Here is a 23,468-nt window from a genome sequence, read left to right as displayed (position 1 = left end):
ATTCTGAACGAGCCGCGTGCGCTTTTAAAATTAAAAAGACAAAAACAGGTAGTTGCAAAATGAAGTTAGCCTTGTTATAATTTCATCATATGTGTTTCATCAATATAGTTGTGTATGCAGCTGAAGATGAAAAACTCTGTTTCGAAAATGATTCAGGGCGGAAGGAGATGAAAAGAATGAAAGCAGGAATTCACCCAGATTACAAGAAAGTTGTATTCATGGACACAAACACAGGCTTCAAATTCTTAAGCGGATCTACTAAAGGATCTAACGAAACTGTTGAGTGGGAAGATGGTAACACTTATCCATTACTAAAAGTTGAGATCAGTTCTGATTCTCACCCATTCTACACTGGACGTCAGAAGTTTGCTACTGCAGACGGACGCGTTGACCGCTTCAATAAGAAATACGGTCTTAAGTAATAAAAACATAAAACAGGCAAGTGTATGTATTCGCTTGTCTGTTTTTTTTGCGAAAATATTATACCTTTACCCTACTTTTAACTGAAAAGTAGATGAAAGGAGAGCTTCATGTACTTAATAAATCAAAATGGCTGGATTGAAGTGATTTGCGGTAGTATGTTTTCTGGCAAGTCAGAAGAGCTAATCCGCCGTGTGCGCCGTACGCAATTTGCAAAACAACATGCAATTGTATTTAAACCATGTATTGATAATCGATATAGTGAAGAAGATGTAGTATCACATAACGGATTAAAGGTAAAAGCAGTTCCTGTTTCAGCTTCAAAGGATATATTTGAACATATTACAGAAGAGCTGGATGTTATTGCAATCGATGAGGTGCAATTTTTTGATGGGGACATTGTGGAAGTGGTGCAAGTATTGGCAAATCGTGGCTATCGTGTCATTGTAGCTGGTTTAGACCAAGATTTCCGTGGTCTACCATTTGGACAAGTTCCTCAGCTGATGGCGATTGCTGAACATGTGACAAAACTACAAGCAGTATGTTCTGTATGTGGATCTCCAGCAAGTCGTACACAACGATTAATTGATGGAGAACCAGCGGCATTTGATGATCCAATTATTTTAGTTGGAGCTTCAGAATCGTATGAACCGCGTTGTCGTCATTGTCATGCAGTACCTGCAAACAAAGATAAGTAAAACTCGCTGCGCAAGGCGGGTTTTTTTCAAAATAGAGAGAATGAGCGGTGTGAGCCGCTTACGCTTTTAAATATATCTAGTTCTGGTGGCTAGCTCTTCGCATCTAAGAACCTTCCGCCCGAAAGGTAAAAAGCACCTTTAGGTCGAAAGAACCTTAGCTGATCAGAGCTGAAAGAGCCACCGCCACTTTTAAATATATTATCTAGCTTCAGCGGCTAGAATCTCCGGCGATTTCACTCTCTCGCTTGAAGCAAAAAGCGCTTCAAGGTCGAGAGTTGAAAGTGGCCTGCGATTCTGAAAGAGCCACCGCCACTTTTAAATATAATTTGCGTTTTTTTGAGTAAGTACCATATACTATTTGTATTAGATACTAGGATGTAGAGGTGAATGATGTGTTAGATCGTTTGCAAGCTGTAGAAAATCGTTATGAGAAGTTAAATGAATTGTTAAGTGATCCAGCGATTATTAGTGATTCAAATAAGCTTCGTGAATATTCAAAGGAACAGTCTGATATACAGGAAACGGTAGAGGTGTATCGTGAGTATAAGGATGTTCGTGAGCAATTAAAAGATGCGAAAGCAATGTTAGAAGATAAGTTAGACGCAGAAATGCGTGAAATGGTAAAAGAAGAAGTTTCTGAGTTAGAATCACAAGATAAAACATTATCAGAGCGTCTGAAAATTTTACTTGTTCCAAAAGACCCTAATGATGATAAGAACGTTATCGTTGAGGTTCGTGGAGCTGCTGGTGGAGACGAGGCAGCTTTATTTGCTGGTGACTTATACCGTATGTATAGCCGTTACGCTGAGGTACAGGGCTGGAAAACGGAGATTATTGAGGCTAGCTATACAGAGTTAGGTGGATATAAAGAGATTATCTTTATGATTAATGGTAAAGGTGCTTTCGCGAAGCTGAAATTCGAGAATGGTGCTCACCGTGTACAACGTGTTCCTGAAACGGAATCTGGTGGACGTATTCATACATCTACAGCAACTGTAGCTGTATTACCAGAGGCAGAAGAAGTAGAAATTGATATTCACGAGAAAGATGTTCGTGTTGATACATTCGCTTCTAGTGGACCTGGTGGACAGAGCGTTAATACAACGATGTCAGCGGTGCGTTTAACGCATTTACCGACTGGTGTAGTTGTATCTTGTCAGGATGAGAAATCACAGATCAAGAATAAAGAAAAAGCGATGAAAGTATTACGCGCACGTGTTTATGATAAGTTTAGACAAGAAGCGCAAGCTGAGTATGATCAAAACCGTAAACAAGCTGTTGGTACGGGAGATCGTTCAGAGCGTATTCGTACGTATAACTTCCCGCAAAACCGTGTTACAGACCATCGAATCGGTTTAACGATTCAAAAGCTAGATCAAATCTTACAAGGTAAGTTAGATGATTTCATCAATGCCTTAGTGATGGAAGATCAGGCTCAAAAGATGGAGGCAGCTGAGTAATGCGTGTCTATGAAGCCCTGAAATGGGCTTCTTCTTTTTTACAGGAAAATGGACGAGATGAAAATGCGGGAGAAATTGTCCTTTGTCATGTATTAAAGGTGAACAGAACAGGATTACTTATGAATATGCGTGAAGAAATAACTGAGGATCAAGAGAAAAGCTTTACGGAGTTTATCCACAAGCATGTAGAAGGTATTCCTATTCAATATATGATTGGTTATGAAATGTTTTATGGACGGTCTTTCTTTGTGAATGAAGAAGTATTAATACCAAGACCGGAAACAGAAGAGCTTATAGTGGGAGTATTAGAAAGAATCGAGCGCCATTTTGGTGATGAGAAACTACATGTAGCAGATATAGGTACAGGTAGTGGGGCGATTTCTATTACGCTTGCTTTAGAAAATGAAAATCTTCATGTGTATACAGTAGATATTGCACAAGAGTCGATTGAAGTTGCAAAAGAAAATGCAAAAGCTTTAGGTGCAGAAGTAACGTTCTATCACGGTGATTTATTGTCACCATTTCATAAAACGGGTCAAAAGCTAGATGTTGTTGTTTCAAATCCTCCATATATACCGGAAGAGGATTGGCGTGGTCTTTCTCCTGTTGTGAAAGAGCATGAGCCGAAGAGAGCACTTGTTGGTGGTGAAGACGGATTAGATTTCTATCGCCGTTTTATGGAAGAATTGCCGAATGTGTTGCAGAAGAAAGCGATTGTGGCGTTTGAAATTGGAGTAGGACAAGGTGAGGATGTAAAAAGATTGTTACAACAAGCTTTTCCACATGCTCATGTTGAGGTTGTTTTCGATATTAACGGAAAAGATCGTATGGTATTTGCAGAGATGGAGTAAGGTTCACACCTTACTCTATTTTTTTGTGGAAAAATTCATATAGATTTTGAATTTAATAGTTTAGAAAGATGAAAGTCTGTCCACACTGTTTGTAGAAGGGACGGTGGAGGAAATGAAAAAACAAGTTATTGCTTATCTTCTTATACTATTAATTGGTGCACAGTTACTTGTGCAGTTTGGATATATGAAAGCTGATGCGAAAGGGCCTTCAGTTATTCCGAAAGAGGCCGTTCGATTACGAATTTTAGCAAATAGTGATTCAGATAAAGACCAGGCATTAAAGCGTAAAGTGCGTGATGAAGTAAAAGCACAAATTGATGGGTGGGTAGCGGATTTAACTTCATTTGAAGAGGCACGCAAAGTAATTCAAAGTCATATTCCAGAAATCGAGAAAACGGTGGAAAATACGTTAAAAAGAGAAGGAAGTAAAGATTCATTTCAAGTGAAATTTAGTAAGAATGTAAAGTTTCCTACAAAGGTATACGGGAATTTTATTTATCCAGCAGGAGAATATGAAGCAGTATTAATCACAATTGGAGAAGGTGAAGGGGCGAACTGGTGGTGTGTATTATTTCCACCAATGTGTTTCTTAGATTTTTCGAGCGGGACAGCTGTAAGAAAAGAAGAGCACGTTGTGAAGGCGGAATCTCCTGAAGAGGAGCAGGTGAAACAACTAGATGAGGAAGTAATAGATAAAGAAGAGAAGAAAGTAGATAAGGTAAAAGAAACGAAAGCTGTAAAGCAGGAAGTAGTAAAAAAAGTAACAGCTTCTGAAAAGAAAGTAGTAAAAAATGAAACAAAAGTCGAAGAGCAGCCTGTAAGTAAAGAAGAAATAAAAACTGTGGAAAAAGTGGAGAAACCTGTGGAGAAAAAACAAGAAAAGCAAAATGAGTATGTAAAAGTAGAAGAGGAAGAAGAAAAGCCAGAAGTTAAATTGTTTATTGTAGAAGCTTTTACATCTTTATTCTCTAAATAGTACTATTAATAAATCCCTCTTCATATATAAAAATGAGGAGGGATTTATTATGAAGAAAGTGTATTTTGCTACGAAAGCAGATGTGGAAAGATTACATTCTTTTTTCGGACAAGCTAATAAAAAAGATGATAAAATAAATGAGTTGTACGCACAATTTATGATTTTGGAAGAGGCGGAAGAAATACGAGCTGTAATTGGTTATGAACAAAGTGGGGAAGATGTGCTTATTCGTTCTTGTTTATTCACACCTCATGTGGATAAACAGACTTTCTTATATTTTTTTGAAATGTTTTTGCAGTATATGAAAGAAAAAAGTGTTCAACAATTGTACTTACTAACAAATCATCCACAATCTGTACCGATCTTTCAGTTTTTTGACTTTTTTACTATAGAAAAGGATGAGGTTCCAGAGGGAATTCAACAACTAGAACATTTTTGTAAAAATATAAAAGAGCAGAATGCAATAATACTAAATTGTCAGCTATTCACAAAGTTATCCACGGATTAATTAGGTTTATCCACATTTTGTGGATAAACCTTGTTTGTCTTTTGGATAAATCTCATAGTAAACTAAAAATATACAAGTATTTAAGGGTAGAAAAGGACGTGGAAAAAAATGCATACAAACATGTGGGTTGTGGATAATGTTGTGGAAAGAAAAAAATATTATCCACAGTTACAAGAAGCAGCAAAATTATTAAGAGAAAATGAGGCGGTTGCTTTCCCTACGGAAACAGTATATGGGTTAGGTGCAAATGCGATGGATGATGAAGCAATCGCGAAAATTTTCGAAGCGAAAGGAAGACCGAGTGATAATCCACTCATTGTCCATATAGGTACAAAATCTCAGTTAGATGGGATTGTGAAAGAAATTCCACCAGTTGCAGAGAAGTTAATGGCGCATTTTTGGCCAGGACCATTAACAATTATTTTGCCGAGAAAAGAAGGGATTTCAGAGAAGGTGACGGCAGGACTTAATACGGTTGGAGTAAGAATGCCTGATCATCCAATTGCACTTGCTCTTATTGAAGAGGCAAATGTACCTGTTGCGGCACCAAGTGCGAATCGTTCAGGGCGTCCAAGTCCAACATTAGCTTCTCACGTATATGAAGATTTGAATGGGAAGATTGCAGGTATTGTTGATGGTGGTGCAACTGGAGTAGGCGTTGAATCAACTGTAATTGATTGTACAAGCGCGGTTCCAACAATATTACGTCCAGGTGGGATTACGAAAGAACAATTAGAAGCGGTGATAGGTACTGTTTCTTTAGATCCAGCTTTAAAGGATGAGAAGGAAAAACCGAAATCGCCTGGAATGAAATACACACATTATGCCCCGAAAGCACCACTTAGTATTGTTGAGGGCTCACGTGAGTTTATTCAGCATCTTGTGGATGAGAAAAAGGAAGAAGGATTTAAAGTAGGCGTATTAACGACAGAAGAGTATCAGCATGTATATAGTGCTGATGTTATATTATCTTGTGGTGTTAGAAGTGACTTAGCTAGTGTTGCGACTAAATTATATGATGTACTTAGAACATTTGATGCAAGTGAAGTGGATGTTATTTTTAGTGAGTCATTCCCTAATGAAGGAATAGGGAATGCAATTATGAATCGTTTAACAAAAGCGGCAGGACATCATATTATTATTGAATGATAAGGTAAGATTAGCAAACAGAATATTTCTCCTTGGATAAGCATATTGTGAAGTAGCACGTCCAAGGAGGGGCATGAATGACGTTTGAACAGCTAATACCTTTAATAATTATGGCATTCGCCTTAGGGATGGATGCGTTCTCGGTGAGTCTTGGTATGGGGATGATACCCCTAAAGTTAAGACAAATCCTGTATATTGGTATGACGATAGGGATATTTCATATTATTATGCCGTTTATAGGAATGGTACTAGGTCGTTTTTTATCAGAGAAGTATGGAGATATCGCACATTTTGCGGGTGCTATTTTATTAATCGGACTAGGGTTTTATATCGTATATTCGAGCATTTTACAAAATGAAGAGACTAGAACAGCCCCTATTGGAATTAGTTTATTCGTATTTGCATTTGGCGTCAGTATAGATAGTTTCTCAGTAGGACTTAGTCTTGGTATTTATGGAGCACAAACAATTATTACGATTTTACTTTTTGGATTTGTTAGCATGTTATTAGCGTGGATGGGTTTATTAATTGGGAGACATGCGAAAGATATGCTCGGTACATATGGTGAGATAGTAGGTGGTATCATTTTGGTTGGGTTTGGATTATATATCCTTTTTCCTATATAATTTTATGTAGGAGGGAATTATGAACAAGCTATTGGAATGGTATGTTAAATTTTTGACCTTCTATCCTCGATGGCTAAGAAGACTTATAATTTGGGGTATTATTTTGCAAATTTCGATGTTAGGTTGGATTAAGTTAATTCGTGAATGGTGAGATAGTTCCTTTCTGTGAATATTTTGTTTGTACTATATTTATTGCACTAAAAATTACAGATATAGAAAGGATGAGATGAATGAAGAGATTGAAGCAAGTTTTTGGTATTATTATTAGTTTTTTTGTTTTTTGGTTTAGTATGCTCGGTGTACAAATGTTTGCTGAGTTTTTAGATATTGAGTCATTGAAATTTGTTGCGGGAAAGACTGAGGCGGCGCGTGCCTTTTACTCTCCGTACCCGTTTTTAATTGTTTTTCTTATCACATTGCTTTCCCTATACTTCTTCGTAATTAAGCTAGGGAAGACGAAAAAAGAGAAAATGCCTACTTTAGAGGAAAAGAAGGAAGAATTACAATGAGAAAATCCCCTGCTAAAAAGCAGGGGATTTTATATTTGAGTGATGGGAGGAATCTAGCCGCCTTGCTTTTAAATATATCCAGCTCCAGCGGCAAGCTCTTCGCATGAAGCAAAAAGCGCTTCATGCGAAGAGCTTGAAGTGTCCTGCGATTCTGAACGAGCCGCTTCCGCTTTTAGATATTATCCAGTTCCAGTGGCCAGCTCTTCGCATCTAAGAACCTCCCGCACGAAAGGTAAAAAGCACCTTTTGTGCGAGAGAACCTTAGCTGGTCAGAGCTAAACGGGCCACTTCCACTTTTAAACTGGCCTAACCAATTCAAATTGTTCTCCTAATTTTGCATAGTTGTGTCCTGCTAGGCGGCTTATTGGTTTGAGTCCTTCGGCGTGAATGCGCCCTTTTTCATATAGATGTTCGGCAACGTGGAAACGAACGACGCGTCCAATTAGTAGATCACAAGCTGGTGAGTCTTCCGTTCCGCCAAGTGGAATTGCACGTTCTAATACGCATTCCATTCGAATATTTGCTTCTTTTACACCTGGAACAGAGATGACTTCACTTTCAATTGGTGTTAGTTTTGCTAGTTCAATTTCACTTTCATTTGGCGGGAGGTTAGCTGCTGTTTCGTTAATTGCTGCTACATATGATTCGTCAGAAATATGTACGACAAATTCTCCTTTTTCAATTGCGTTTCGGGAAGTGTCCTTTCTTTCTCCGGCTTTTCGTTGTACAGATACTGAGATAAGTGGTGGATTAGCAGCCACAATATTGAAATAACTATATGGTGCTCCGTTTAGTACGCCTTCTTTTGTTACAGAAGTAACGAATGCGACAGGACGAGGGATGATACTTCCAGTAAGTAATTTGTAATTATCTTTTTCAGTTTGTTCATTTGGATTAATGGATAACATGCTTGTAATCCCCTTTCTAAATATGAATACTTATTGTTTGTTTACAAGATAACGATGAGAAAATCCTGCTGGAAATAATATTTTGTTTCATAAAAAGAACTTACTTCAATTGTAATGAAGTAAGTTCTTTTTTCAAGAATCTCAAATTTGAGATAAAAATTAAAGTAAAACGTATGCGCCAGGTCCGATTAAAGCTACACCAACAGCGACAGCGATTAACATTAAGTTATATTCATATCCGTTTTGTGTTACCCAGTAACCATTTTTTCCGTGAACAGTGAAGATAGCCATTAACATTGTTCCAACGATAAATAATGAACCAACTACAATGAAAATACCTGATGCAAATAAGAAACCACCTAGTAATTCAGTTGCGCCAGCCATAAATGCCATAAATACACCAGGACGTAAACCGATTGACTCCATCCAGCCACCTGTTCCTTTTAAACCGTAACCGCCGAACCAACCAAATAATTTTTGAGCGCCATGACCCATGAATGTAATTCCTATAATAAGACGAATAATAAGTAGACCGAAATCCATCATTTTTAAAAACCTCCTAAAAGTTATTAACTTACCTTACGTAAGTAATAATAAAATAGTTACTTACTTTAGTCAAGTGGATATCGAAAAAAGTTTGAATTAAATTTTACAAATTAACAACAAAAAATAAAATGTAGTAAAGACCTCTAGACAAGTTGGGCGAAAAAAGAGAAAATATAAATAGAAGTTAACTTCTAATTGTTATTCAGACAATCAGAATTGACTGGAATTTTGTGAAGCGCTACAATAAGAGTCTATTAGTAATGACGTAATTTATTTCGAAAGCGTTTTTACAGTATAATATTCGAAGTATGAAGTCTTACATGTATCCCGAGCTTTACTAGGGATTGCCCTATAAACTTTTAGGTAAATTATAAGGAGGACTATCCTATGTTTAAAAAATTATTCGGTCTTGGTTCAAAAACAAATGAAGAAACAATCGTAGCTCCATTAACTGGAGCAGTGAAAAATATTGAAGAAGTACCAGATCCAGTATTTGCTGGTCGTATGATGGGTGACGGTGTTGCAATCGATCCTACTGAAGGTGTAGTTGTATCTCCAGTTGATGGTGAAGTCGTACAATTATTCCACACAAAACATGCTATCGGAATTAAAGCGAAAAACGGTACAGAAATTTTAATCCACGTTGGATTAGAAACTGTAAAAATGGAAGGCGAAGGTTTCGAAGCTCACGTTTCTGAAGGCCAAGCTGTAAAAGCTGGAGATAAATTAATCTCATTCGACTTAGAATTAATCCGTGAAAAAGCGAAAAGCACAATTACTCCAATTGTTATTACAAACACAGATGCAGCTGAGTCTATTAAGACAACTGTAGGCGTAGCAGCTACAAAAGGTTCAACAGAAGTAATGAAAGTTACAATGAAATAATTGCAATATAAGAGGAATCCGTTTCGTATGAAATGGATTCCTTATTTTTGTTGCATGTTCAGCATGTATGTTAAAATACTCTAGGCACTTGGAAATAGGGTTTCACATATATGTGGATAAGGCGCATTTTTCTTAGAAAAAATATAAGAGAAATGCGCCTTTTGTATATTCACATTTCTTTTGTTCTATTCTAATGTAAGTTATGATGAATGGTAAGAAATCGAATATAGGGGTGGGTTTGAATGAAACGAGTGTTATTTGTTTGTACTGGCAATACATGTCGTAGTCCAATGGCTGAGGCGTTGCTTCGTCATCACGGAGGAGATAAGTTTGAAGTGCAATCTGCTGGTGTTTTCGCCTATCCTGGGAGCGATGCATCGGTACATGCGAAGGAAGCTTTAGCTGAAAAAGGAATTTTAATTGATCATGCGGCGCAGCAAGTAAATGAAACTTTGCTTGATTGGGCTGATATTGTTGTAACGATGACAGAAAACCATAAACAAATTGTACTTGGGCATTATCCGAGCGTTGAAAAGAAATTAAATACGTTATATGGATTAACTGAAGGTATAGGCAAGGACATTTCAGATCCATTTGGAGGCTCGCTTTCTATTTATAAAGAAACGTTAGATGAGATGGAAAAACTTGTACAAACTTTACTGAAAAAACATTCAGTAGGTTGATGTTTCGTGTATAATACGATATTGGAGATCACTTCTTCCTATGTGAGGTAGCGAGTGTGAAATGAAGATAATTGATTGAAAATTTGGAGGGGTAAAAATGAAAGTAGTAATAGCATCTGATCACGGCGGTATGAATATCCGCAAAGAACTTGTAAGTTTATTAGAAGAGTTAAATATTGAATATATTGATTTAGGTTGTGAATGTGAAGCTGGTTCTGTTGATTACCCTGACTTTGCGTTTCCAGCAGCTGAAATGGTAGCGAATGGTGAAGTAGATCGTGGTATTTTAGTTTGTGGGACAGGCATTGGTATGTCAATCGCAGCAAACAAAGTAAATGGTATCCGTTGTGCGTTAGTTCATGATACTTTCAGCGCGAAAGCAACGAGAGAGCATAATGACACTAACATGCTAGCGATGGGCGAGCGTGTAATTGGTGCTGGTCTAGCGCGTGATATCGCGAAAATCTGGTTAACAACTGACTATGAAGGTGGTCGTCACGAAAACCGCGTAGGAAAAATTAAAACATACGAAACAAAGTAATAGATTCTAACTATCAGTAGTGTGAAATATAATTTGGTGAACCAACCTGTGAAAGGAAGAGGCGTAATGACAGAAATCGTAAAGGTAAGAGAACAGCTACAAATGTCGCTTTCTGATTTCCAAGAACAAGCTTCATTACAAAGCGGTCAAATTTTTGTAGTGGGTTGTAGCACGAGCGAAGTGCTAGGCGAAAGAATTGGAACATCAGGAACGATGGAAGTAGCAGAGGCGATTTTCTCTGAGTTAAAACAATTTCAAGAGCGAACAGGTATTGAATTAGCGTTTCAATGTTGTGAGCATTTAAACCGTGCTTTAGTAGTTGAGAGAGAAGTAGCGATAAAATATCAATTTGAAATTGTAACAGTTACGCCTGTTAGATCAGCAGGTGGTGCATTGGGGACATACGCGTATCACAATTTGAAAGATCCGGTAGTAGTTGAGTTTATTAAAGCTGATGCAGGAATGGATATTGGTGATACATTTATCGGTATGCATTTAAAGCATGTAGCTGTTCCGGTTCGTACAAGTGTGAAGGCAATTGGAAGTGCGCATGTAACGATGGCCAAAACACGTGGAAAACTAATTGGTGGAGCGCGTGCTGTCTATGCGGCAGTGGAAGAGACTACCACTTGCCGTTAAATATGAGAAATTAGGAAGTCATATAGTAACTGTTTATCATAAGATAAAAGGTATGTTGTCTGACTTTATAATAGAAGAAAGAAAAGACCGATTTTCGGTCTTTTTTTTCTTTTATGATATAGAAAGTCATGTTAGAATGTAGTTGAAAACATGAAGGTTCGAAAGAATTACAACCTGAATTTTCGTTTTTTCTGAATAAATAAGAAAAAACTGTTGGGAATCGATGTAATTCGTTCAGAAAAGGGGGATTTTGGTGGATCATTTAAAACGTCAAGATGAAAAGGTATTTGCTGCAATTGAGGCAGAACTAGGAAGACAGCGTTCAAAGATTGAGTTAATTGCTTCGGAAAACTTCGTAAGTGAAGCAGTAATGGAGGCACAAGGTTCTGTTTTAACGAATAAGTATGCTGAAGGATATCCTGGAAAACGTTACTATGGTGGCTGTGAACACGTAGACGTAGTAGAAGATATCGCACGTGATCGCGTGAAAGAAATTTTCGGCGCAGAGCACGTAAATGTTCAACCACACTCTGGTGCACAAGCGAACATGGCAGTATACTTTACGATTTTAGAGCAAGGCGATACAGTACTTGGTATGAACTTATCTCATGGTGGTCACTTAACACACGGAAGCCCTGTTAACTTCAGTGGAGTACAATATAATTTCGTAGAATATGGCGTGGATGCTGACTCTCACCGTATTAATTACGATGATGTATTAGCAAAAGCGAAAGAACATAAACCAAAATTAATCGTTGCAGGTGCAAGTGCATACCCTCGTGTTATCGATTTCAAGCGATTCCGTGAGATTGCAGATGAAGTGGGCGCTTATTTAATGGTTGATATGGCACATATCGCTGGTTTAGTAGCTGCTGGTTTACACCCAAATCCAGTACCACATGCACATTTCGTTACAACGACAACACATAAAACGTTACGTGGTCCGCGTGGTGGTATGATTTTATGTGAAGAGCAATTTGCAAAACAAATTGATAAATCAATCTTCCCTGGTATTCAAGGTGGTCCACTTATGCACGTAATCGCTGCAAAAGCTGTTGCATTTGGTGAAGCACTTCAAGATGATTTCAAAACATATGCACAAAATATCATTAACAATGCGAACCGCTTAGCTGAAGGTCTTCAAAAAGAAGGACTTACACTTGTTTCTGGCGGAACAGACAATCACTTAATCTTGATTGATGTTCGTAACTTAGAAATCACAGGTAAAGTAGCAGAGCACGTATTAGATGAAGTTGGTATTACAGTGAACAAAAATACAATTCCATTTGAAACAGCAAGCCCATTTGTAACAAGTGGTGTACGTATCGGTACAGCAGCTGTAACATCTCGTGGTTTCGGTTTAGAAGAAATGGATGAAATTGCGTCACTTATTGCTTATACATTAAAAAATCATGAAAATGAAGCTGCATTAGAAGAAGTACGTAAGCGTGTAGAAGCGTTAACTAGCAAATTCACAATGTATCCAAATCTATAATAGATTGAAGAAGACTGCCGAGACTTAATTGTTTTGGCGGTCTTTTTTATGGACATATATTATTTTTAAAGTATGTATACAAATGATGAATAAATTTTGGCGATATAATGAAGGATACAGCTCCCATAATTGGTAAAGATACTAGATAGATTCATCATAAAATCATGATTTTGCCAAATTTGCCCTTGAATATTAGTAGCGTTTTCTTTACAATCGTAAATAGTGTAAAAAAGCGTGCAAACGCATGAATATCATCTAAAGGAGAGATTCACATGGGAAAACTGTATGTATTTGATCACCCGTTAATTCAACATAAGATTACATATATTCGCGATAAGAATACAGGTACGAAAGATTTTCGTGAATTAGTGGACGAAGTAGCAAGCTTAATGGCTTTCGAAATTACTCGCGACCTTCCACTTAAGGACATTGAAATTGAAACACCTGTAAGCAAAGCGACAACAAAAGTGATCGCTGGTAAAAAACTTGGTTTAATTCCGATTTTACGTGCAGGTTTAGGAATGGTTGATGGAATTCTGAAATTAATTCCAGCAGCAAAAGTAGGACACGTTGGTTTATACCGTGACCCTAAAACATTGCAACCGGTAGAATACTATGTGAAACTTCCAACGGATGTAGAAGAGCGTGACTTTATCGTACTAGATCCGATGCTAGCAACAGGTGGTTCTGCGGCTGAAGCAATTAACTCTCTGAAAAAGCGCGGTGCGAAACAAATTAAATTAATGTGTATCGTTGCAGCTCCAGAAGGGGTAAAAGTAGTACAAGAAGAACATCCTGATGTTGATATTTATGTAGCAGCATTAGATGAGAAATTAAATGACCACGGATATGTAGTGCCAGGTCTTGGTGATGCTGGTGACCGTTTATTCGGAACGAAGTAAGACAACTGACGAGCAGGGGAGATTCCCCAGCTCGTCTTTTTTGCTGTAAGCAAGTAGGGGAGGGGGAGAGGATAAATATACATCGTATATACAACATAAGTTGCATACACCTCACATATAATATAGAAGTCTTACGTCTGAGGAACACTATATTATGGAAGAAAAGCGTTATATCTCGAAAATATAATAGTGACAAACTTGTGAACATTTCCTTCTATTATAAAGAGAAAACTGTTAGAAATTGCATATATGTAACCAGTATTTAGAAGGGGAACGTTTTCATTTTTGGGAGGAAATGCCTAATACTCAAATTTTTAGATTTTTTACGATTTCTCGTTGACACTGTTAATACCCTATTGTATGCTAACAACGGGGATAGATGGTAGGGCTTTCAGTGACAAAATTACATCTATTCCGTGACGAAAATGTAAACTTTTTGTTTTGTATAGGATTTATGCAAAAAAATGAGTTATTATTAACACATCGTGAATGAGGGTTACATATTGGAGGGATGAATCCTTGCAAAAAAACGATCGCAGCCATATAAAAGCTTATGCTTTAATGTCAGGTATTCTTGCTCAATTAGTCGGTTCTATTCTTGTTGGAATCTTTGGTGGGCAGTGGATTGATAATAAGGTTGGAACGTTTCCGTTGTTTCTTATTATAGGGTTATTACTCGGACTAGGAACAGGGGTATACGCAATGATTCGACTCATTCGACATTACTATTCGGGAGAGCAATGATGATAGACGTACATGGACTTGTCCAAAGACAAAAGAAATATATGTACTACTTGCTTGCGCTTCTAGTGCTAGGATGGGGATTTACCTCTTACAAGGATGTATTTCTTGGACTGATTATCGGGACGATTTTCAGTTTTCTTAGTTTGCGCATCATTGCACGTAGAACAGACAAGCTGCTAGATCGCGTAACAAATGGAGAAAACGTGAAGTTCAAGGCAACAGCGGTAAGTACATATTCAAGATTCGCCACGATTGGGTTATTAATTTTATTTGCAGCCAAATATCAAGAGTTAATCGCGATGTGGGGCCTAGGTGTAGGATTGCTGACAGGATACCTTGTCATGATCATAGATTTTCTTTATTTAGAGTATAAGAGCAGGGAAGAGAGGTGAATTACTAGTGGAACACGGTAAATTAGTTGAATTTCTAGGTTTAACGTTCGATTTGTCATCAGTTATGATGGTTACTGTAGCAGCAGTTATTGTTTTCTTAATCGCTGTTATCGGAACTCGCAGCTTAGCTCTTCGCCCAACCGGGATGCAAAACTTCATGGAATGGGTGTTTGACTTCGTGAAAGGGATTATCAATAGTACGATGGACTGGAAAACAGGTGGACGTTTCTTAACGCTTGGCGTTACGCTTATCATGTTTATCATCGTATCGAACTTCCTTGGTTTACCATTCATGTATTCAGCAACTGAAGCTGGCGAACATATTGCATGGTGGAGATCACCAACGTCTGATCCAGCAGTTACATTAACATTAGCCGTGATGGTAGTTACCCTCACCCATTATTATGGAATTAAGATGAAGGGTACGAAAGAGTACGTAAAAGGTTATTTCCAACCTATGAAATTCTTATTCCCATTAAAGGTTATTGAGGAGTTTGCTAACACATTAACGTTAGGTCTTCGTTTATTTGGTAACATTTATGCAGGTGAGATCTTATTAGGATTACTTGCTAAGTTGGGCGGAGCATCAGTCCTTGGGGCAGTAGGTGCGCTTGTACCAATGTTAGCGTGGATGGGATTCAGTGTATTCGTTGGATCAATCCAAGCATTTATTTTCGTTATGTTAACGATGGTTTATATGGCTCATAAAGTAAGCCATGACCATTAATATAATTTAAGTAAGAAAAAATTTATTTTTTTATAATACAAAGGAGGACAAATTAAATGAGTTTAGGTGTAATCGCAGCTGCAATTGCAATTGGTTTATCAGCATTAGGTGCAGGTATTGGTAACGGTCTTATCGTATCACGTACAATCGAAGGTGTTGCTCGTCAACCAGAATTAAAAGGCGCACTTCAAACAATTATGTTCATCGGGGTTGCTTTAGTTGAGGCACTTCCAATCATCGGTGTAGTTATTGCATTCATCGTAATGAACAAATAAGGGAGACTCCCCTTACATAGATGGCGAAGAGTGTTTTTCCGAACTTTCTTCGCCATTGCTTTATGAATGAAACGTATGTCTTTTTTTTTCATATGATCAATTTAGATATTTTGAAGGGAGTGAATCCTTGTGCCAACTTTATTATTAGGTGCTGCCATTCCATTTGGAACGATTGCTTATACATTGTTCATTTTCTTACTTCTATTAGTAATGCTACGCAAATTTGCGTGGGGTCCTTTAATGGGAATTATGAAAGAACGTGAAGAGCATGTTACTAATGAAATCGACGCTGCAGAAAGAAGTAATGCTGAGGCGAAGAAATTAGTAGAAGAACAACGTGAAATGTTAAAACAATCACGTGTTGAAGCACAAGAGTTAATCGAAAGAGCGAAAAAGCAAGCTGTAGATCAAAAAGATGTTATTGTTGCTGCTGCGAAAGAAGAAGCAGAATCAATTAAAGCATCTGCTGTACAAGAAATTCAACGCGAAAAAGAGCAAGCAATTGCTGCTTTACAAGAACAAGTTGCTTCTTTATCTGTTCAAATTGCTTCTAAAGTAATTGAAAAAGAGTTAAAAGAAGAAGATCAAGTGAAGTTAATTCGCGATTATATTAAAGAAGTAGGAGAAGCGCGATGAGCAATGGGATTGTAGCAAAACGTTATGCTGTCGCTCTTTTTAAAATTGCTAAAGAAAAACACGTATTAGAAATGTTTGAAGAGGAATTACGCCTTGTACAAAACGTTTATGTAAAGAACGGAGAACTACATAGCTTTTTAACGCAACCGAACATTTCAAAGGAACAAAAGAAAACGTTTCTTGCAAACGTATTCGGATCTGTTTCTGAATCTATTTTAAATACGTTATATATTTTAATTGATAACAAACGCATTGATATCTTACCTGAAATTGCAGATGAATATGTTGTTCTTGCTAATGAAGAACGTAACGTAGCGGACGCAACTGTATATTCTACTCGTCTTCTATCAGAAGAAGAGAAGCTTAACATTGCAGAAGCATTTGCGAAGAGAACAGGAAAAGATGCAATTCGCGTGAAAAATGTTGTAGATGAAGATTTACTAGGCGGCATTAAAGTACGTATTGGAAATCGCATTTATGATGGAAGTTTACAAGGAAAATTAGCACGTATTCAGCGTGAATTAATGAAGAATAGATAGGGGTGAAGCACATGAGCATCAGAGCTGAAGAAATTAGCGCACTGATAAAGCAACAAATCGAGAACTATCAGTCTGAAATCGAAGTTAGTGATGTTGGTACAGTTATCCAAGTTGGTGACGGTATCGCGCGTGCTCATGGTCTTGATAACGTTATGGCTGGTGAACTTGTAGAGTTCTCTAACGGCGTTATGGGACTAGCACAAAACTTAGAGGAAAACAACGTAGGTATTATCATTTTAGGACCTTACACAGAAATTCGTGAAGGTGACGAAGTTCGTCGTACTGGTCGCATCATGCAAGTACCGGTAGGGAAAGAACTAATTGGTCGTGTTGTAAACCCATTAGGTCAACCAGTTGATGGTTTAGGCCCAATCAATACAACAAACACTCGTCCAATTGAAAGTCCAGCACCAGGTGTAATGGATCGTAAATCTGTTCATGAGCCACTTCAAACAGGTATTAAAGCGATCGATGCTCTTGTACCAATTGGCCGTGGTCAACGTGAGTTAATCATCGGTGACCGTCAAACTGGTAAAACAGCGGTTGCACTTGATACAATCATTAACCAAAAAGATGAAGATATGATTTGTATCTATGTAGCAATTGGACAAAAAGAATCAACTGTACGTAACGTAGTAGAAACACTACGTAAGCACGGTGCATTAGAGTACACAATCGTTGTAACTGCATCTGCTTCTCAACCAGCTCCATTATTATACCTAGCTCCTTACGCTGGTGTAACAATGGGTGAAGAGTTCATGTACAATGGTAAACACGTATTAGTAGTATATGATGACTTATCAAAACAAGCAGCGGCTTACCGTGAGCTGTCATTACTATTACGTCGTCCTCCAGGTCGTGAAGCTTACCCAGGGGATGTATTCTACTTACATTCTCGCTTATTAGAGCGTGCAGCAAAATTAAGTGATGCAAAAGGCGGCGGTTCTTTAACTGCACTACCTTTCATCGAAACACAAGCAGGGGACGTATCAGCATACATCCCAACAAACGTAATTTCTATTACGGATGGACAAATCTTCTTACAATCTGACCTATTCTTCTCTGGCGTACGTCCAGCGATCGATGCGGGTACTTCTGTATCTCGTGTAGGTGGATCTGCTCAGATTAAAGCAATGAGTAAAGTATCAGGTACACTTCGTCTTGACCTTGCATCTTACCGTGAGTTAGAAGCGTTCGCTCAGTTCGGTTCTGACCTTGATAAAGCAACTCAAGCGAAATTAAACCGTGGTGCTCGTACTGTTGAGGTATTAAAACAAGGATTACACAAACCATTACGTGTAGAGAAACAAGTTATCATTCTTTACGCTTTAACACGTGGATTCCTAGATGATATCCCAGTAGTAGATATCACTCGTTTTGAAGAAGAATTCCATGCTTGGTTAGATTCTAATGCGACTGACTTATTAGAAGAAATCCGCACAACTAAGAAACTTGCGGATGACGACAAATTTGCAGCAGCAATCAATGGATTTAAAAAAGTATTTGTAGCTTCTGAATAATAAAAGCGGAAGCGGCTCGTTCTGAATGTGAGGGGGATGGAGCTTCTGACGAAGAGGTGGTGTTTGCCTCGTAGGAAGAAGTGAAGCCACCGAGCATTCAAGCCGCTGGAGCTAGATAGTATATATAAAAGGCATCTCGGGCTCTGAGATTGCTAAAGGTCATGTAAAGGAAAAGAGTAGGTGCACCTATTCTTTTCCTTCAATCATGAGCAAGAATATCTTGCAACGTAGATTAGGAAGAGGATTCTTACTAATCGTGCCAACTTCCGGAAAAAAGGTGGTGAAAACCTGTGGCATCTTTACGCGATATAAAAGCGAAGATTAACTCGACAAAGAAAACGAGTCAAATTACGAAAGCGATGGAGATGGTATCTGCATCTAAATTAAACCGTGCAGAGCAAAATGCTAAATCTTTCGTTCCGTATATGGAAAAGATTCAAGAAGTAGTAGCGAGCATTGCGCAAGGAAGCAAAGGGATTAATCATCCAATGCTAAATGCGCGTCCTGTAAAGCGTACAGGATACATCGTTATTACGTCTGATCGCGGACTAGCAGGTGGTTATAACAGTAACGTATTACGTACAGTAAGTAACGTAATTCGTGAACGTCATAATATGGATTCAAACCAATATTCTATTATTGTGCTTGGACGACTAGGACGTGATTATTTAAAACGTCGCGGCTTTAACATTATTGATGAAGTAGTTGGATTATCTGACCATCCATCATTTACTGATATTAAAGACCTTGCTTCTCGAGCAATTGCGATGTTCGCAGATGGTGCTTATGATGAGCTGTACATCTACTACAACCATTACGTAAGTAAAATTTCACAAGAGGTAACGGAAAATAAAATTTTACCGCTTACTGATGTGGCGTCTGACAAACCGACGACAGCTTATGAATTCGAACCTTCTGAAGAAGAAATTTTAAAAGTACTATTGCCACAATACGCAGAAAGCTTAGTGTACGGTGCATTACTAGACGGTAAAGCAAGTGAACACGCAGCGCGTATGACAGCAATGAAGAGTGCTACAGACAACGCAATGGAAGTTATCGATTCACTTACACTTTCATTCAACCGTGCGCGTCAGGCAGCGATTACGCAAGAAATTATGGAAATCGTTGGTGGAGCAGCAGCGTTAGAATAGTATTAAAAGGCGGAAGCGGTTCGTTCAGAATGAGAGGGGGATGGAGCTTTTGACGTAGAGGCGATTTGTGCCTCGTAGGAAAAAGCGAAGCCACCGAACATTCTAACCGCTGGAGCTAGATTAAATAAAAAGCGGAAGCGGCTCTGTCAAAAGAGTCGCGTAAGCTATAAACCAATAAAAAATTAAAAGCTAGCTGCTCGTAGAAAGTTGGCTAATTAAAAGAAAGCTAGGAGGGAACCCGATGAATAAAGGGCGCGTTACGCAAATCATGGGTCCGGTTGTAGACGTTAAGTTTGATGGCGGAAAGCTACCAGAAATCTACAACGCCCTTACGGTAAAACAAAGCAACGAAAACGGAAGTATTAACTTAACATTTGAAGTTGCACTTCATTTAGGTGATGATACAGTTCGTACAGTTGCAATGTCTTCCACAGATGGACTTGTTCGTGGCACAGAAGTAGAAGATACTGGTAAACCAATCTCTGTACCAGTTGGTGATGTAACACTTGGTCGCGTATTTAACGTATTAGGTGATGCAATTGACTTAGATGGTGAGGTTCCTGCAGATGTACATCGTGATCCAATTCACCGTCAAGCACCTGCATTCGAAGAATTATCTACTAAAGTAGAAATTCTTGAAACTGGTATTAAAGTAGTAGACTTACTTGCTCCTTACATTAAGGGTGGTAAGATTGGCCTATTCGGTGGTGCCGGCGTAGGTAAAACAGTATTAATTCAGGAATTAATTAACAACATCGCACAAGAGCACGGTGGTATCTCTGTATTCGCTGGTGTAGGTGAGCGTACTCGTGAGGGTAATGACTTATACCACGAAATGAGCGATTCTGGCGTAATCAAGAAAACTGCGATGGTATTCGGACAAATGAACGAGCCACCTGGAGCACGTCAACGTGTTGCATTAACAGGTTTAACAATGGCTGAGCATTTCCGTGATGAGCAAGGACAAGACGTACTTCTGTTCATCGATAACATCTTCCGTTTCACGCAAGCGGGTTCTGAAGTATCTGCCCTTCTTGGTCGTATGCCATCTGCGGTAGGTTACCAACCAACACTTGCAACAGAAATGGGTCAATTACAAGAGCGTATTACATCTACAAATAAAGGGTCTATCACGTCTATCCAAGCGGTATATGTACCAGCCGATGACTATACTGACCCAGCACCAGCTACAACGTTCGCTCACTTAGATGCAACAACAAACTTAGAGCGTCGTTTAACGCAAATGGGTATTTACCCAGCCGTAGATCCATTAGCATCTACATCTCGTGCACTTTCTCCAGAAATCGTAGGAGAAGAACATTATGAAGTAGCTCGTCAAGTACAGCAAACTTTACAACGTTATAAAGAGCTTCAAGATATCATCGCTATCTTAGGTATGGATGAGTTATCTGAAGAAGATAAGTTAGTTGTACATCGTGCTCGTCGTATTCAATTCTTCTTATCTCAAAACTTCCACGTAGCTGAGCAGTTTACAGGTCAAAAAGGTTCTTACGTACCTGTAAAGAATACAGTTAGTGGTTTCAAAGAAATTCTAGAAGGAAAATATGATGACCTTCCAGAAGATGCATTCCGCTTAGTAGGTGGCATTGAAGAAGTTATTGAAAACGCGAAGAAAATGATGGCGTAAGGCCTTAGGAGGGACGAAGTATGAAGACATTTCCAGTCAGTATTGTAACTCCTGATGGACCGGTTTACGAAAAAGAGGTAGAAATGGTAAGTGTAAAAGCAGAGAGTGGGGAAATGGGGATCTTACCAGGTCACATTCCAACTGTTGCACCATTAAAAATTAGTGCAGTTCGTCTGAAAAATGGTGGACACACTGATTATGTAGCAGTAAGCGGTGGCTTTATCGAAGTTCGTCCAGATAAAGTGACTGTATTATCATCATCTGCTGAAGAAGCAAACCATATCGATATCCATCGCGCAAATGAAGCGAAGCGTCGCGCTGAGCAACGTCTGCAAGATAAACAAGCACATGTTGACTTTAAACGTGCAGAAATGGCATTACAACGTGCCGTGAACCGTTTAAACGTTTCCGATATGAAGTAAAAAAATCCGTAAGGGCTTTGCCTTTACGGATTTTTTTTGTGTATTTTATGGATAATTTTACAAAACTGGTATAATTATATTGATGCTTGTATAAGTAGAAGTGTACAACAATTTATATTTCATAAAGGGGATGAATCAATGATTGGTGAAATGAAGCGAGAAGCATTGTACTCTTTAAAGGGAAAATGGGGACTAGGTGTTGGATCAACAATTTTATATTTTATTTTAAGTTATGTCGTTTCGATGGCTGCAATGCTTATACTATTAATTCCAGGAATTATTATATTTCTCTCAGTTGCAAGCTTAACTGGATCATTTGAAGAGGAAACGATGTCAATTGGAGCAGGTATTACCTTTGGAATTTTTTATTGCATTATAATAATTTTGAGTAACGCATCGTATGGGATCACGTCATATGGTTATACAAATGTATTTTTACAGATTAGTAAACGAGAAGATGCTAAAGTAGATTACTTATTTGAAGGATTTCGTGGCTTTAAAAGAATGATGAAAACAATGTGGGCAATGCTTGCGATTTTGTTATATACAGGTACATGGATTCCGATGCTGTTAATAGGCTTATTTGCATTGTTAGGTGAAGAAGGGAATACGTCATTTGCAATAGCTTTCTTTGTACTATTAGCAATTTCAATTGTTGGTATGATTGTGATGTATTTTTCTTATGCACTGACGTACTATGTGATGATTGAAAATCCAGAATATAGTGTTTCGCAGGCGATGAAGGAAAGTAAGAATCTTATGAAGGGTCATAAGTTAGATTTGTTTCTTTTATGGCTGAGCTTCATAGGATGGGCTATTTTAGCGCTTCTTACTTTTGGAATAGGATTTCTTTGGCTTAGTCCGTATATGAGTACGACGACAGCACACTTTTATCGCTATATTTCAAAAGGTGAATTTCAATAGGAACATGCTATACTAATAGAATTATTGTGTATAGGAGGCGAGGCTACGCATGATCAGTGATTTAAAAGGAGAAGCACTAGATTCATTAGAAGGGAAATGGGGATTAGCTGTTGGAGCCACACTACTCATTTCAATTCTTATCACGGCTTTTAGTTTTAGTGTTGATTGGGGATTTTCTTTAATTTTCGGTTGGCAAAAAACAAATGGTTCACTTTCAACGAATATTCTTACATTTTTTGTTACTGGACCGTTAACTTTAGGTGGCTATTACCTTGGTTTAAATATCCTTCGTGAAAAGCAAGCTAGTATTGGTAATATATTCATTTGGTTTTCAGAGGGAAAGAGATTTCTAAAATCATTTTTATTATATTTATTAGTAAATCTTTATCTTTTCTTATGGACGTTATTGTTCATTATTCCAGGTATTATTAAATCTTTTTCTTATGCGATGACATACTTTATTATAAACGATCATCCTGAGTATTCACTGAACCAAGCTATTACAGAAAGTCGTCGTATGATGGATGGACATAAGATGGAGTATTTCATTTTATGTTTAAGTTTTATTGGCTGGTTTATATTAAGTTGTATTACATTAGGAATTGGATTCCTGTGGTTAATTCCATATTTCTATACGACATCTGCAGCTTTTTACGAAGAGATCGCAGAAGAATATTATGAGAAAAATATTTAG

General features: G+C 38.0%; 31 protein-coding genes. 29 read left to right on the top strand and 2 right to left on the bottom strand.

Annotated elements, in window-relative coordinates:
- Positions 1 to 176: 176 nt before the first annotated feature.
- From ACS2CR_RS12045 to ACS2CR_RS12000, 10 genes are all read left to right on the top strand, one after another.
- On the top strand, positions 177 to 422 hold the full coding sequence (locus ACS2CR_RS12045; RefSeq protein WP_000643433.1) for a type B 50S ribosomal protein L31: 246 nt from the start codon (positions 177 to 179) through the stop codon (positions 420 to 422).
- Positions 423 to 530: 108 nt separating this feature from the next.
- A complete protein-coding gene (locus tag ACS2CR_RS12040; RefSeq protein ID WP_000280859.1) occupies positions 531 to 1,118 on the top strand; it encodes a thymidine kinase in 588 nt (195 codons plus the stop codon).
- A 392-nt stretch (positions 1,119 to 1,510) separates the two neighbouring features.
- Positions 1,511 to 2,578: a peptide chain release factor 1 gene (gene prfA / locus ACS2CR_RS12035; protein ID WP_000887064.1), complete on the top strand. Its 1,068-nt coding sequence runs from the start codon at positions 1,511 to 1,513 to the stop codon at positions 2,576 to 2,578.
- Positions 2,578 to 3,429, top strand: coding sequence for a peptide chain release factor N(5)-glutamine methyltransferase (prmC, locus tag ACS2CR_RS12030; protein ID WP_001267055.1), 852 nt, complete (start codon positions 2,578 to 2,580; stop codon positions 3,427 to 3,429). The genes prfA and prmC overlap by 1 nt, the downstream gene beginning before the upstream one ends.
- A 112-nt stretch (positions 3,430 to 3,541) precedes the next feature.
- On the top strand, positions 3,542 to 4,405 hold the full coding sequence (gene spoIIR / locus ACS2CR_RS12025) for a stage II sporulation protein R (RefSeq protein ID WP_000745063.1): 864 nt from the start codon (positions 3,542 to 3,544) through the stop codon (positions 4,403 to 4,405).
- A 49-nt stretch (positions 4,406 to 4,454) separates the two neighbouring features.
- Positions 4,455 to 4,913 carry a mechanosensitive ion channel protein gene (locus ACS2CR_RS12020; RefSeq protein ID WP_000758437.1) on the top strand — a complete coding sequence of 153 codons (459 nt, stop codon included), beginning with the start codon at positions 4,455 to 4,457 and terminating at the stop codon, positions 4,911 to 4,913.
- Positions 4,914 to 5,021: 108 nt separating this feature from the next.
- A complete protein-coding gene (locus ACS2CR_RS12015) occupies positions 5,022 to 6,062 on the top strand; it encodes an L-threonylcarbamoyladenylate synthase (RefSeq protein WP_000557351.1) in 1,041 nt (346 codons plus the stop codon).
- 77 nt (positions 6,063 to 6,139) lie between these two features.
- Positions 6,140 to 6,688 (top strand): manganese efflux pump MntP, encoded by a 549-nt coding sequence (locus ACS2CR_RS12010; protein ID WP_000142463.1) that lies wholly within the window; start codon positions 6,140 to 6,142, stop codon positions 6,686 to 6,688.
- Between the two features lie 19 nt (positions 6,689 to 6,707).
- Positions 6,708 to 6,839 carry a hypothetical protein gene (locus tag ACS2CR_RS12005; RefSeq protein ID WP_001037636.1) on the top strand — a complete coding sequence of 44 codons (132 nt, stop codon included), beginning with the start codon at positions 6,708 to 6,710 and terminating at the stop codon, positions 6,837 to 6,839.
- A gap of 79 nt (positions 6,840 to 6,918) precedes the next feature.
- On the top strand, positions 6,919 to 7,197 hold the full coding sequence (locus ACS2CR_RS12000; protein ID WP_053513738.1) for a DUF3935 domain-containing protein: 279 nt from the start codon (positions 6,919 to 6,921) through the stop codon (positions 7,195 to 7,197).
- 296 nt (positions 7,198 to 7,493) lie between these two features.
- Here the strand turns inward: ACS2CR_RS12000 and ACS2CR_RS11995 are convergent, their stop codons facing one another.
- Both ACS2CR_RS11995 and ACS2CR_RS11990 read right to left on the bottom strand, forming a co-directional pair.
- Entirely contained in the window at positions 7,494 to 8,105 is a 612-nt protein-coding gene (locus ACS2CR_RS11995) for a flavin reductase family protein (RefSeq protein ID WP_000949055.1), read from the bottom strand.
- A gap of 159 nt (positions 8,106 to 8,264) precedes the next feature.
- Positions 8,265 to 8,651: a DoxX family protein gene (locus ACS2CR_RS11990; protein WP_000968616.1), complete on the bottom strand. Its 387-nt coding sequence runs from the start codon at positions 8,649 to 8,651 to the stop codon at positions 8,265 to 8,267.
- 387 nt (positions 8,652 to 9,038) lie between these two features.
- Between ACS2CR_RS11990 and ACS2CR_RS11985 the strand changes: the two genes are divergently transcribed.
- The 19 genes from ACS2CR_RS11985 (at position 9,039) to ACS2CR_RS11895 (ending at position 23,468) form a co-directional block, all read left to right on the top strand.
- A complete protein-coding gene (locus ACS2CR_RS11985) occupies positions 9,039 to 9,536 on the top strand; it encodes a PTS sugar transporter subunit IIA (RefSeq protein ID WP_016111024.1) in 498 nt (165 codons plus the stop codon).
- A gap of 242 nt (positions 9,537 to 9,778) precedes the next feature.
- Positions 9,779 to 10,219 carry a low molecular weight protein arginine phosphatase gene (locus ACS2CR_RS11980; RefSeq protein WP_000832369.1) on the top strand — a complete coding sequence of 147 codons (441 nt, stop codon included), beginning with the start codon at positions 9,779 to 9,781 and terminating at the stop codon, positions 10,217 to 10,219.
- Between the two features lie 97 nt (positions 10,220 to 10,316).
- On the top strand, positions 10,317 to 10,760 hold the full coding sequence (gene rpiB / locus ACS2CR_RS11975; RefSeq protein WP_000869542.1) for a ribose 5-phosphate isomerase B: 444 nt from the start codon (positions 10,317 to 10,319) through the stop codon (positions 10,758 to 10,760).
- 66 nt (positions 10,761 to 10,826) lie between these two features.
- On the top strand, positions 10,827 to 11,399 hold the full coding sequence (locus ACS2CR_RS11970; protein ID WP_000136381.1) for a TIGR01440 family protein: 573 nt from the start codon (positions 10,827 to 10,829) through the stop codon (positions 11,397 to 11,399).
- Between the two features lie 253 nt (positions 11,400 to 11,652).
- Positions 11,653 to 12,894 carry a serine hydroxymethyltransferase gene (glyA, locus tag ACS2CR_RS11965; RefSeq protein ID WP_000349807.1) on the top strand — a complete coding sequence of 414 codons (1,242 nt, stop codon included), beginning with the start codon at positions 11,653 to 11,655 and terminating at the stop codon, positions 12,892 to 12,894.
- Positions 12,895 to 13,166: 272 nt separating this feature from the next.
- Positions 13,167 to 13,796 carry a uracil phosphoribosyltransferase gene (upp, locus tag ACS2CR_RS11960; protein ID WP_000517539.1) on the top strand — a complete coding sequence of 210 codons (630 nt, stop codon included), beginning with the start codon at positions 13,167 to 13,169 and terminating at the stop codon, positions 13,794 to 13,796.
- Between the two features lie 379 nt (positions 13,797 to 14,175).
- Positions 14,176 to 14,289: a DUF4024 domain-containing protein gene (locus ACS2CR_RS11955; RefSeq protein WP_000232962.1), complete on the top strand. Its 114-nt coding sequence runs from the start codon at positions 14,176 to 14,178 to the stop codon at positions 14,287 to 14,289.
- A gap of 26 nt (positions 14,290 to 14,315) precedes the next feature.
- On the top strand, positions 14,316 to 14,540 hold the full coding sequence (locus ACS2CR_RS11950) for an AtpZ/AtpI family protein (RefSeq protein WP_001171223.1): 225 nt from the start codon (positions 14,316 to 14,318) through the stop codon (positions 14,538 to 14,540).
- Complete coding sequence (locus tag ACS2CR_RS11945) at positions 14,540 to 14,932, top strand: ATP synthase subunit I (RefSeq protein ID WP_000567600.1); 393 nt, start codon at positions 14,540 to 14,542, stop codon at positions 14,930 to 14,932. The genes ACS2CR_RS11950 and ACS2CR_RS11945 overlap by 1 nt, the downstream gene beginning before the upstream one ends.
- Before the next feature lie 7 nt (positions 14,933 to 14,939).
- Positions 14,940 to 15,659 (top strand): F0F1 ATP synthase subunit A, encoded by a 720-nt coding sequence (atpB, locus tag ACS2CR_RS11940; RefSeq protein ID WP_000399872.1) that lies wholly within the window; start codon positions 14,940 to 14,942, stop codon positions 15,657 to 15,659.
- 56 nt (positions 15,660 to 15,715) lie between these two features.
- The gene (gene atpE / locus ACS2CR_RS11935) at positions 15,716 to 15,934 is read left to right on the top strand and encodes a F0F1 ATP synthase subunit C (RefSeq protein ID WP_000052064.1); all 219 of its coding nucleotides are present in this window, start codon (positions 15,716 to 15,718) and stop codon (positions 15,932 to 15,934) included.
- 129 nt (positions 15,935 to 16,063) lie between these two features.
- Entirely contained in the window at positions 16,064 to 16,570 is a 507-nt protein-coding gene (gene atpF / locus ACS2CR_RS11930) for a F0F1 ATP synthase subunit B (RefSeq protein WP_001142618.1), read from the top strand.
- Positions 16,567 to 17,109: a F0F1 ATP synthase subunit delta gene (atpH, locus tag ACS2CR_RS11925; RefSeq protein WP_000064683.1), complete on the top strand. Its 543-nt coding sequence runs from the start codon at positions 16,567 to 16,569 to the stop codon at positions 17,107 to 17,109. Before atpF ends, atpH begins: the two co-directional genes overlap by 4 nt.
- Before the next feature lie 11 nt (positions 17,110 to 17,120).
- Positions 17,121 to 18,629, top strand: coding sequence for a F0F1 ATP synthase subunit alpha (atpA, locus tag ACS2CR_RS11920; protein ID WP_000027518.1), 1,509 nt, complete (start codon positions 17,121 to 17,123; stop codon positions 18,627 to 18,629).
- A gap of 290 nt (positions 18,630 to 18,919) precedes the next feature.
- Positions 18,920 to 19,780, top strand: a complete 861-nt coding sequence (gene atpG, locus ACS2CR_RS11915) for a F0F1 ATP synthase subunit gamma (RefSeq protein ID WP_309567684.1) — start codon at positions 18,920 to 18,922, stop codon at positions 19,778 to 19,780.
- 241 nt (positions 19,781 to 20,021) lie between these two features.
- Complete coding sequence (gene atpD, locus ACS2CR_RS11910; RefSeq protein ID WP_001032593.1) at positions 20,022 to 21,428, top strand: F0F1 ATP synthase subunit beta; 1,407 nt, start codon at positions 20,022 to 20,024, stop codon at positions 21,426 to 21,428.
- A gap of 20 nt (positions 21,429 to 21,448) precedes the next feature.
- On the top strand, positions 21,449 to 21,850 hold the full coding sequence (gene atpC / locus ACS2CR_RS11905; RefSeq protein ID WP_000847211.1) for a F0F1 ATP synthase subunit epsilon: 402 nt from the start codon (positions 21,449 to 21,451) through the stop codon (positions 21,848 to 21,850).
- A 138-nt stretch (positions 21,851 to 21,988) separates the two neighbouring features.
- On the top strand, positions 21,989 to 22,774 hold the full coding sequence (locus tag ACS2CR_RS11900; RefSeq protein ID WP_000578830.1) for a DUF975 family protein: 786 nt from the start codon (positions 21,989 to 21,991) through the stop codon (positions 22,772 to 22,774).
- Positions 22,775 to 22,823: 49 nt separating this feature from the next.
- The gene (locus ACS2CR_RS11895; protein WP_000622463.1) at positions 22,824 to 23,468 is read left to right on the top strand and encodes a DUF975 family protein; all 645 of its coding nucleotides are present in this window, start codon (positions 22,824 to 22,826) and stop codon (positions 23,466 to 23,468) included.

The organism is Bacillus cereus group sp. BceL291, assembly GCF_051776705.1.
GTDB lineage: Bacteria > Bacillota > Bacilli > Bacillales > Bacillaceae_G > Bacillus_A > Bacillus_A cereus.
This window is presented reverse-complemented; position numbering and strand designations above follow the sequence as displayed.

What these genes read in the sequence shown, in the direction of transcription:
- ACS2CR_RS12045 (WP_000643433.1), top strand. Translation starts at nt 177, where the DNA reads ATGAAAGCAGGAATTCACCCAGATTACAAGAAAGTTGTATTCATGGAC.
- ACS2CR_RS12040 (WP_000280859.1), top strand. Translation starts at nt 531, where the DNA reads ATGTACTTAATAAATCAAAATGGCTGGATTGAAGTGATTTGCGGTAGT.
- prmC (WP_001267055.1), top strand. Translation starts at nt 2,578, where the DNA reads ATGCGTGTCTATGAAGCCCTGAAATGGGCTTCTTCTTTTTTACAGGAA.
- spoIIR (WP_000745063.1), top strand. Translation starts at nt 3,542, where the DNA reads ATGAAAAAACAAGTTATTGCTTATCTTCTTATACTATTAATTGGTGCA.
- ACS2CR_RS12020 (WP_000758437.1), top strand. Translation starts at nt 4,455, where the DNA reads ATGAAGAAAGTGTATTTTGCTACGAAAGCAGATGTGGAAAGATTACAT.
- ACS2CR_RS12015 (WP_000557351.1), top strand. Translation starts at nt 5,022, where the DNA reads ATGCATACAAACATGTGGGTTGTGGATAATGTTGTGGAAAGAAAAAAA.
- ACS2CR_RS12010 (WP_000142463.1), top strand. Translation starts at nt 6,140, where the DNA reads ATGACGTTTGAACAGCTAATACCTTTAATAATTATGGCATTCGCCTTA.
- ACS2CR_RS12005 (WP_001037636.1), top strand. Translation starts at nt 6,708, where the DNA reads ATGAACAAGCTATTGGAATGGTATGTTAAATTTTTGACCTTCTATCCT.
- ACS2CR_RS12000 (WP_053513738.1), top strand. Translation starts at nt 6,919, where the DNA reads ATGAAGAGATTGAAGCAAGTTTTTGGTATTATTATTAGTTTTTTTGTT.
- ACS2CR_RS11995 (WP_000949055.1), bottom strand. Translation starts at nt 8,105, where the DNA reads ATGTTATCCATTAATCCAAATGAACAAACTGAAAAAGATAATTACAAA.
- ACS2CR_RS11990 (WP_000968616.1), bottom strand. Translation starts at nt 8,651, where the DNA reads ATGATGGATTTCGGTCTACTTATTATTCGTCTTATTATAGGAATTACA.
- ACS2CR_RS11985 (WP_016111024.1), top strand. Translation starts at nt 9,039, where the DNA reads ATGTTTAAAAAATTATTCGGTCTTGGTTCAAAAACAAATGAAGAAACA.
- ACS2CR_RS11980 (WP_000832369.1), top strand. Translation starts at nt 9,779, where the DNA reads ATGAAACGAGTGTTATTTGTTTGTACTGGCAATACATGTCGTAGTCCA.
- rpiB (WP_000869542.1), top strand. Translation starts at nt 10,317, where the DNA reads ATGAAAGTAGTAATAGCATCTGATCACGGCGGTATGAATATCCGCAAA.
- ACS2CR_RS11970 (WP_000136381.1), top strand. Translation starts at nt 10,827, where the DNA reads ATGACAGAAATCGTAAAGGTAAGAGAACAGCTACAAATGTCGCTTTCT.
- upp (WP_000517539.1), top strand. Translation starts at nt 13,167, where the DNA reads ATGGGAAAACTGTATGTATTTGATCACCCGTTAATTCAACATAAGATT.
- ACS2CR_RS11955 (WP_000232962.1), top strand. Translation starts at nt 14,176, where the DNA reads ATGGTAGGGCTTTCAGTGACAAAATTACATCTATTCCGTGACGAAAAT.
- ACS2CR_RS11945 (WP_000567600.1), top strand. Translation starts at nt 14,540, where the DNA reads ATGATAGACGTACATGGACTTGTCCAAAGACAAAAGAAATATATGTAC.
- atpE (WP_000052064.1), top strand. Translation starts at nt 15,716, where the DNA reads ATGAGTTTAGGTGTAATCGCAGCTGCAATTGCAATTGGTTTATCAGCA.
- atpH (WP_000064683.1), top strand. Translation starts at nt 16,567, where the DNA reads ATGAGCAATGGGATTGTAGCAAAACGTTATGCTGTCGCTCTTTTTAAA.
- atpA (WP_000027518.1), top strand. Translation starts at nt 17,121, where the DNA reads ATGAGCATCAGAGCTGAAGAAATTAGCGCACTGATAAAGCAACAAATC.
- atpD (WP_001032593.1), top strand. Translation starts at nt 20,022, where the DNA reads ATGAATAAAGGGCGCGTTACGCAAATCATGGGTCCGGTTGTAGACGTT.
- atpC (WP_000847211.1), top strand. Translation starts at nt 21,449, where the DNA reads ATGAAGACATTTCCAGTCAGTATTGTAACTCCTGATGGACCGGTTTAC.
- ACS2CR_RS11900 (WP_000578830.1), top strand. Translation starts at nt 21,989, where the DNA reads ATGATTGGTGAAATGAAGCGAGAAGCATTGTACTCTTTAAAGGGAAAA.
- ACS2CR_RS11895 (WP_000622463.1), top strand. Translation starts at nt 22,824, where the DNA reads ATGATCAGTGATTTAAAAGGAGAAGCACTAGATTCATTAGAAGGGAAA.